Source organism: Nocardia sp. NPDC055002 (genome assembly GCF_053608825.1).
Genome location: NZ_JBSGWE010000012.1, coordinates 100,228 through 108,211, shown reverse-complemented (window position 1 = coordinate 108,211; position 7,984 = coordinate 100,228). Strand labels below are relative to the sequence as shown.

6 protein-coding genes are annotated in these 7,984 nt (G+C 67.3%); 3 read left to right on the top strand and 3 right to left on the bottom strand.

Annotated features, from left to right (window positions below; all coding sequences use genetic code 11):
* The first annotated feature begins 252 nt into the window (after positions 1-252).
* Positions 253-1,893 (top strand): peptide chain release factor 3, encoded by a 1,641-nt coding sequence (locus ACWF99_RS32285; RefSeq protein ID WP_452538229.1) that lies wholly within the window; start codon positions 253-255, stop codon positions 1,891-1,893.
* 20 nt (positions 1,894-1,913) lie between these two features.
* Here ACWF99_RS32285 and ACWF99_RS32280 read toward each other — a convergent pair whose 3' ends face one another.
* Both ACWF99_RS32280 and ACWF99_RS32275 read right to left on the bottom strand, forming a co-directional pair.
* Entirely contained in the window at positions 1,914-2,438 is a 525-nt protein-coding gene (locus ACWF99_RS32280; protein WP_378636353.1) for a nuclear transport factor 2 family protein, read from the bottom strand.
* 282 nt (positions 2,439-2,720) lie between these two features.
* On the bottom strand, positions 2,721-3,593 hold the full coding sequence (locus ACWF99_RS32275; RefSeq protein ID WP_378636031.1) for an Abi-alpha family protein: 873 nt from the start codon (positions 3,591-3,593) through the stop codon (positions 2,721-2,723).
* Positions 3,594-3,998: 405 nt separating this feature from the next.
* Between ACWF99_RS32275 and ACWF99_RS32270 the strand changes: the two genes are divergently transcribed.
* Both ACWF99_RS32270 and ACWF99_RS32265 read left to right on the top strand, forming a co-directional pair.
* The gene (locus ACWF99_RS32270; protein ID WP_378636028.1) at positions 3,999-5,213 is read left to right on the top strand and encodes a hypothetical protein; all 1,215 of its coding nucleotides are present in this window, start codon (positions 3,999-4,001) and stop codon (positions 5,211-5,213) included.
* A complete protein-coding gene (locus tag ACWF99_RS32265) occupies positions 5,204-6,106 on the top strand; it encodes an Abi-alpha family protein (RefSeq protein WP_378636026.1) in 903 nt (300 codons plus the stop codon). Before ACWF99_RS32270 ends, ACWF99_RS32265 begins: the two co-directional genes overlap by 10 nt.
* Positions 6,107-6,164: 58 nt before the next feature.
* Here ACWF99_RS32265 and ACWF99_RS32260 read toward each other — a convergent pair whose 3' ends face one another.
* Positions 6,165-7,955, bottom strand: a complete 1,791-nt coding sequence (locus tag ACWF99_RS32260) for an ABC-F family ATP-binding cassette domain-containing protein (RefSeq protein ID WP_378636023.1) — start codon at positions 7,953-7,955, stop codon at positions 6,165-6,167.
* Between the last annotated feature and the right edge of the window lie 29 nt (positions 7,956-7,984).

Genomic DNA, 7,984 nt, shown 5'->3' with positions numbered 1-7,984 from the left:
GACCCCTGGGGAGACGCGGCCACAGCGGGGCCGCGCGCGGCGGGGTCGCGGGTTCGCCGCCGGGGCTTCGGCGACGACGGAGCAAGCCCCGGTGGCTAACCGGCGGCCCCCAGGGGCCGCGACTCGAGCGCGCCAGCGCTCCAAAAACACAGCGTCAAACCTCCTGGGACTACCGAACAATTGATCCCCCCTGTGACCACCCCTTCAGCCCCTCGTACCCTGGAAAGGCTGCCCCCACCGAAAGGCTCCCCTTTGTCCGAGTCCGGAGAGAACGTCGCCCCCACCCCCCGCGGGTTGCCCGCCGAGGTGGCCCGTCGGCGCACGTTCGCCGTGATCTCGCACCCCGACGCGGGTAAGTCGACGCTCACCGAAGCGCTGGCCCTGCACGCCAGGATGATCTCCGAGGCGGGCGCCATCCACGGTAAGGCCGGTCGCAAGTCGACGGTGTCGGACTGGATGGAAATGGAGAAGGCGCGCGGCATCTCGGTGAGTTCGACCGCGCTGCAGTTCAACTACCGCGCCGCCGGGTCCGGTATCGACAATGTGATCAACCTCGTCGACACCCCCGGCCACTCCGATTTCTCCGAGGACACCTACCGGGTGCTCACCGCCGTCGACGCGGCGGTGATGCTGATCGACGCGGCCAAGGGCCTCGAGCCACAGACGCTCAAGCTGTTCCAGGTGTGTCGCCACCGCGGCATCCCGGTGATCACCGTGATCAACAAGTGGGACCGGCCGGGTCAGGCCCCGCTCGAACTGCTCGACGAGATCAGCGAGCGGATCGGCCTCACGCCCACGCCGCTGTTCCTGCCGGTCGGCATCGCGGGCGATTTCCGCGGCCTGCTGCGTCGCGGACCGGAAGGCGAGGCCGCTGAGTACATCCACTTCACCCGCACCGCCGGTGGCGCGACCATCGCCCCCGAGGAGTACCTGACCGCCGACGAAGCCGAAGCCCGCGAGGGTGAGGCGTGGACGACCGCGGCCGAGGAGAGCGAACTGCTCTCGGCGACCGGGCAGGACCACGATCAGGAGATGTTCCTGGCGGGCCAGACCTCGCCGGTGATCTACGCCTCGGCCATGCTGAACTTCGGTGTGCGCCAACTGCTCGAGACGCTGGTGCAGCTCGCGCCCGCGCCCGGCTCACGCGAGGACGTGACGGGCAAGGAACGCACGACCGGTGACCCGTTCAGCGCGGTGGTGTTCAAGGTGCAGGCGGGCATGGACACCGCCCACCGCGACCGGTTGGCGTTCATGCGGATCGTCTCCGGCGAATTCGAGCGCGGCATGGTGGTGACCCACGCGCAGACCGGTCGCCCGTTCGCCACCAAATACGCGCTGACGGTCTTCGGCCGCGAGCGCACCACGGTCGACACGGCCTACCCCGGCGATGTGGTCGGCCTGGTCAACGCCACCGCGCTCGCGCCGGGCCACACGCTGTTCGTCGAGAAGAAGGTGGAGTACCCGCCGATCCCGAGCTTCGCCCCCGAGCATTTCGCGACGCTGCGCGCGCAGAGCGCGGGCAAGTACAAGCAGTTCCGCAAGGCCATCGACCAGCTCGATTCCGAGGGCGTGGTGCAGGTGCTGCGCAACGACGCCCGCGGTGACGCCACCCCGGTGCTGGCCGCGGTCGGTCCGATGCAGTTCGAGGTGGTCACCGCGCGGATGCAGGGCGAGTTCAACGTCGAGACCCAGCTGGATTTCCTCCCCTTCACGCTCGCGCGGCGCACCGACGCGGAGTCGGCGCCCGAGCTGGATCGCCAGCGCGGGGTCGAGGTGTTCACCCGCACCGACGGCGTGATCCTGGCGCTGTTCAGCGACAAGTGGCGGCTGCAGTACATCGAGAAGGAACACCCGAAACTCACGCTGGAACCGCTGGTCGCCACCGCGGACTGACGCTGTCTGGGCCGGAGCTATCAGGCGGCCGGTCCGGGATTGCGTTCCACCGAGGAGATGTGGTTCTCCTGGGCGATCATTCCCCAGCGGCTCGCGGTGAGCCGCAGGCTGGGTAGATCGCTGAGCGAGAGCACTACTTCGTAGGTGCGCTCGTACCCGGTGTGGGAGATGCGCCAGTGCCCGTCCTCGCAGCGCACGTAGCTGTCGGTATAGAAGGCGGCGCCGCGCAGACACATGTTGTGTTCGGGAATGATCACCGTGTCGGCCAGGTACCAGGTACCGCTGGCGGTGTCGCCGTCGACATCGATCTCGGGGTGGTCGCAGCGATGCTCGGTGATCACATGCGGTCCGAGGGTGTTGCGCAGGAAGGCCAGGAAGGCCTCGCGCGACTCGAATTGCAGATACTCGCTATAGGTGGCGGTCGCCTCGGGGACCAGGGTGTCGGCGAACTCGTCCCACGACTTGGTGTCCAGGCTGCGCAGGTAGCGGTATTTCAACCTGCTGATCGCGATGAGGTCGTCGGGGTGATCGGGCGGACGCTCGATCGGTGCGGGCTGTTCGTCGTCGTCCGACGGCGCTGTCGCCATCCACGCCTCCCCCGAGTCCGATCCGGCGACCAATGGCTCGTCCTCGCCGGGCAGCAACGGCACAGGGCCTGTCCACGCGGACGCGACAGGTTCGTCGACGTGCACGTTCGGCAATTCCGGGCCCTGCTCCATCTCTCCACGATCCCACCAGAAACGGCTCGCCGCCCGTTCTGTATCAGATCGCTATCACTGCCGACACCGGAGTGTGACCTCCGGCGCCGGCTGTCCCGGCTGTCTGAGCTACCCGATGGTGAAGCAGGTGCGGCAGAAATCCTCGCCGAATTCCGACAGACGCAGGCTCTTGCGCACGATCTTGGGCGCGCGGCCCGCCTTCTTGAGCGCGTGTTCCACGACCGGCTGCACTTCCAGCACCATGTACCGGCTCAGCACCACCGGATCGTCGGAGGTGAGCGTGAGTCCGAGGCGGTTGAGATTGATCAGGTAGGAGCGAGCGCGGTCCGGGTAGCGCACGCCCGCCTGTTCGGGGACCGAGGTCAGGTCGCCCTGCACCAGCTCCGAGCCGATGCCGAGCGGGCGGTTGGTGCGCACGTCGACCGAGGGTTGCGGACCGTTGAGGGCCATGAATCGCAGGATGCGGGCCTCGTCGGGAGCGACCTCGTCGAGGATGCGGTCGTAGGCCGGGTGCACGTCTTCGGTGAAGTACACGTCGGCCGAGCGGGCCAACAGCGCGTCGCCGCGTCGCCGCAGGTCATCGGTAGTGGCCGAGCGCAGGTACGGGCCGACGGTGATGGCCTGCTGCGACGCGCCGTTCGGCGTCGGCACATAGCTGACGATCTCGCGCACCGACCCCTCGGTGACGCCGAGTGCGCTGCGCGCGATGGAGCGCAGGGCATTGCCGGTGCGCTCGGCGATATCGGCGGAGGATTCGCCGTCCAGCGCCGCCTGCGCCAGTTCCTTGGTGACCTCATAGGTGGTGCCGACAGCCCATTGACTGCCGCGCACCGCGGTACCGGCGGCCAATCCGGCGGCGCGGAACACGCCACGGATCAACCGTGCTTCATTACTGATCTGTCGCTGCTCGACATCCGAGCTGCGCTCGACGGCGCGGGTACCGGCACGGGCCAGGTCCTGTCCGGTCCTGTCGTCTGTCACGTCCTACTCCGAAGTCTCGCCATGTGAACAGTGCCACCACCCACCGCGCGTCCCCTCTGCACGGTATTTGTGGCCTGTCACGAAAGGTGGTGGTGGTCATTGTGTCCGACTCGCCAAGGCGAGTACGCCATTCGGGACAGGTTCTGTGACTGATGTCTCAGACACTACCCTGTGGCCTGACACACGACGAATGGACCCAGTTCCTCATCTCACAGTAGGGTCACCTCGCCGCGGGGGTGATAAATTTTTGGTTCTCGGTGAGGCGGTGGTCACCGGGTATCGGCAGGAGGGCGTGTCGTGTTGGAGAGTGTGTTCGGGTTACACCCGACACTCCTGCTAGAAATTCTGACCATTCCTCTTTTCACAGGAATTATCGGTTACATAACCAACTGGTCCGGCATTCTCATGCTGTTCCAGCCGATCAAATTCCACGGATTCCGACTGCCCGGTCTGCGCGCGGTCTTCCCTTATCTGCCCAAGCGGATCCAGGTGTTGCCGCTGCTCAGCTATGACGGCCGGATCGGCTGGCAGGGCATCGTGCCCTCGCGTGCCGACAAGATGGCCAGCATCGCGGTCGACAAGGGCCTGTCCAAGCTGGGCAGCGTCGCCGACTTCTATCGCGAGCTCGACCCGGAGAAGTTGGCCGAACATCTGGCGGAGGTGGCCGACGCGCAGATCCGCGACATCGTCGAGGTGATCTTGCGCCGCGAGCATCCACAGCTCTGGTACAACTTGCCTGTTCAAGTCAGGGAGATGATCCATCAGCGGGTGCGTTCGCAACTGCCGGAGATCCTGCGCGACCTCACCATGGAACTCGGCGCCAATATCGATCAGCTGCTCGATGTGAAGCAGATGGTGATCCGGTACTTCCAGGCCCGACCCCAATTGCTCAACCAGCTGTTCCAGGTACTCGGCGCCAAAGAGCTTCGGTTCATGCAGAACTTCGGCTTCTACTTCGGCGCACCCTGCGGCCTGCTGCTGGTACTCGCGCTGCACACCACCGGACTCTCGGCGCTGGTCGTGCTGCCGGTCGGCGGAATCATCATCGGCTGGGTGGTGAACTGGATCGGGATCAATATGATCTTCGCGCCCGCCACACCGAAGTGGTGGTGCCCGTGGCGGCAGGGTCTGCTGATCAAGCGCCAGCCCGAAATCACCGCGGGTTATGCGGCATTGGTGTCCACCGAGGTCGTCACGGTGGCCAACATCGGCGACGAACTGCTCAACGGACCGCGCTCGGACCGGACCCTGCAGATGCTCGAGGACACCCTGCGCCCGGCCGCCGACCGTGCGCTCGGGCCCGCGCGGCCAGCGGTGAAATTCATGCTCGGCAGCCGCGAATACGACTCGCTGCAAACAACTCTCACCACGCAGGCCATGACGATCGCGCCCATGGCCTTCGCCGACCCCGCGTTCAATGCTCAGCAGAGCAGGCAGGTCAACGATTACATCGCCCGGCAAATGTCCGCACTTTCCCCCCATGACTTCGTGGACATGCTGCGCTCGGCGATCAAACAGGACGAATGGTTGCTTTTCGTCCATGGCGGCGCGCTGGGACTGCTCGCCGGATACGCTCACATCCTGGTCTTCGGAACAGGAGTAGCGACGACATGGATGTAGACGACGGGACCCCGTCCACCGACATGGTGCGACGTTCGGTACCGCCGCTCGAGGTATCCACCGACAGGCGTGGCCTGCTGCCCGTCTCCCCGGTGCGCACGGTTCGGGCGGCGACCGGGGTGGCGCGCGTCGCGCTGACCGCAGCCTCGGGAATGACGCTGTGGACCCTGGACACCGCGCTCGGGGTGACCGTCACGGTGTTGCGCGGCAGCATGGCGGGCAACCCGCCCAACGAGGTGCTCGCGGAAGCGGAGACCGAAGTGCGCGACCGGCTCCGGCACGCCCTCGGCCTGCCTACGGGCGCGGAACACCACCACGAGGACGGCACGCCGACCCTGCGCGAGCAGGGCGCCGAACTGCTGCGCCTGTCCGCCAGCACCACCGCCGCGCAGCCCGACACCCATCCGGCCTATCCCGGCATCCTCGCCGAGATCACGCCGGACGAAGCACGGATCCTGCGCTTCCTGCACGTCGACGGGCCGCAGCCCGCCATCGATGTGCGCACCGGGCGGCAGCGGGCGTTCGGTGGTGAGCGGTTGATCAGCGGACTCACCATGCTGGGCGACCACGCCGGCCTGCGGTTTCCGAACCGGGTGCCGCAGTACCTGCCCAACCTGCGCAGGCTCGGACTCATCGAGTCCACCCGCGAACCCGTCGGCAACCCGCACCGTTACCAGGTCATCGAGGCGCAGGAACAGGTGCGGGAGGCGTTGAAGCGCCCCGGTTTCGGTACGAAGGTGAGCTACCGCAGCATCCTGCTCACCGAATTCGGCGCCGACTTCGTCCAGACGTGTTTACCGGTCGTCATCAACGACGGCCGAGAAACCACTGGTCCGCCTCCCCGCGACTTCGGGCCGGACTCGAGTGCGCGGTCACGGAGCGTCGGCGGCTGACAGCAGGACTCCCGCCGAGTCAGCCCGTACCCCGGGAGTTACCCATGTGCGTGCGAGATCACTGGTCGGCGGCTTCTGCCAATTCCATCCAGCGCTCTTCTGCCGCTTCTTTTTCGGCGACAACTTCCTTCAGCTCGGCTCCCAGCTTGACCAGCTTGTCCGGGTCTGTCGCGGCGTCGGCGAGGGCGGTATGGAGTTTCTGTTCGCGCTCGTCGAGTTTGGCGATGCTGCGTTCGACCTTCGACAGTTCCTTGCGGGCGGCGCGTCGGTCGGACGAATCCGTCGAGGTGCCACCGGTCTTCGCGGTGAGCGGCTTGGCGTTGCCCGCCATGGTGGCGCGCTTGGCGAGGTAGGAATCGATGCCGCCGGGGAGGTTGGTGAGTTTGCCGTCACCGAACAGGGCCCAGGTGGAGTCGCAGATGCGCTCGACCAGGTAGCGGTCGTGGCTGATGACCACCAGCGTGCCCGCCCAGTTGTCGAGCAGATCCTCGAGCTGCTGCAGGGTGTCGATATCGAGGTCGTTGGTCGGCTCGTCGAGCAGCAGCACGTTCGGTTCGGCCATCAGGATGCGGGTGAGCTGCAGGCGACGGCGTTCACCACCGGAGAGGTCACCGACCGGGGTGCGCTGGCGGGCCGGGGTGAAACCGAGCCGTTCGGCGAGCTGACCGGCCGAGATCTCCTTGTCGCCGAGCATGATTCGCTGTGCGACCTGCTGCACGGCCTCCAGCACCCGCATATCGGTGGGCAGGTCGTCGAGTTCCTGCCGCAGCCAGCCGATCTGCACGGTCTGGCCCTGGATCCGCTTGCCCTTGGCGGGTTCGGTCTCCCCGGCCAGCGCGCGCAGCAGCGTCGTCTTGCCCGACCCGTTGACGCCGACCAGGCCGACCCGCTCGCCCGGCGCGAGCCGCCAGGTGAGGTCGTCGACCAGCACCCGGCCGTCGGGGGTGGTGAGGGCGGCATCCTCGAGTTCGATCACCACGCGGCCGAGGCGCTTGCGGGCGAAGGCGGCCAGCGAGACCGAGTCACGCGGCGCGGGCACATCGGCGATCAGGGCCTCGGCGGCCTCGACGCGATAGCGCGGCTTGGAGGTGCGCGCCTTGGCGCCGCGCCGCAGCCAGGCCAGCTCCTTGCGGGCCAGGTTCTGCCTGCGCGACTCCGAGGCGTCGGCCTGACGTGCGCGTTCGGCGCGGGCGAAGATCCAGTCGCCGTAGCCGCCCTCGTAGACCTCCACCTTGCCGCCGACGACCTCCCAGGTGCGGTTGGCGACGGTGTCGAGGAACCAGCGATCGTGGGTGACGACGACGAGCGCGGTGCGCCGGGCGACCAGGTGTTCGGCCAGCCACTGCACACCCTCGATGTCGAGGTGGTTGGTCGGCTCGTCGAGGACCAGCAGGTCCAGGTCGCGCACCAGCGCCGCCGCCAGGGCGACGCGGCGGCGTTCGCCACCGGACAGGTTCGTGACGAGGGTGTCCAGGCCCAGATCGGCGATGCCGATGCCTTCGAGGATCGAGCGCACGCGCGAGTCGGCGGCCCACTGGTGGTCGGCGATGTCGGCGGTCGACAGGTCGTCGGACAGCCCGGCGAACACGATCGAACCGATGCTGGCACCCTCGGGCAGCACGCCGCGCTGGGTGACCACGGCCATCCGCAGCCCGCCCACCCGGCTCACCCGGCCCTTGTCGGGCGGCTCCAGTCCGGTCAGGACCTCGAGCAGCGTGGTCTTACCGCCACCGTTGAGGCCCACCACCCCGATCCGTTCCCCCGCGTGAATTCCGAGGGAGACGTCATCCAGCAGCGGCTTGACGCCGAAGCTCTTGGAGACCTGTTCCAGGTTGATCAGGTTGGACATAGGTGTAGCCTGTTCCGCCTCCCCGCGAC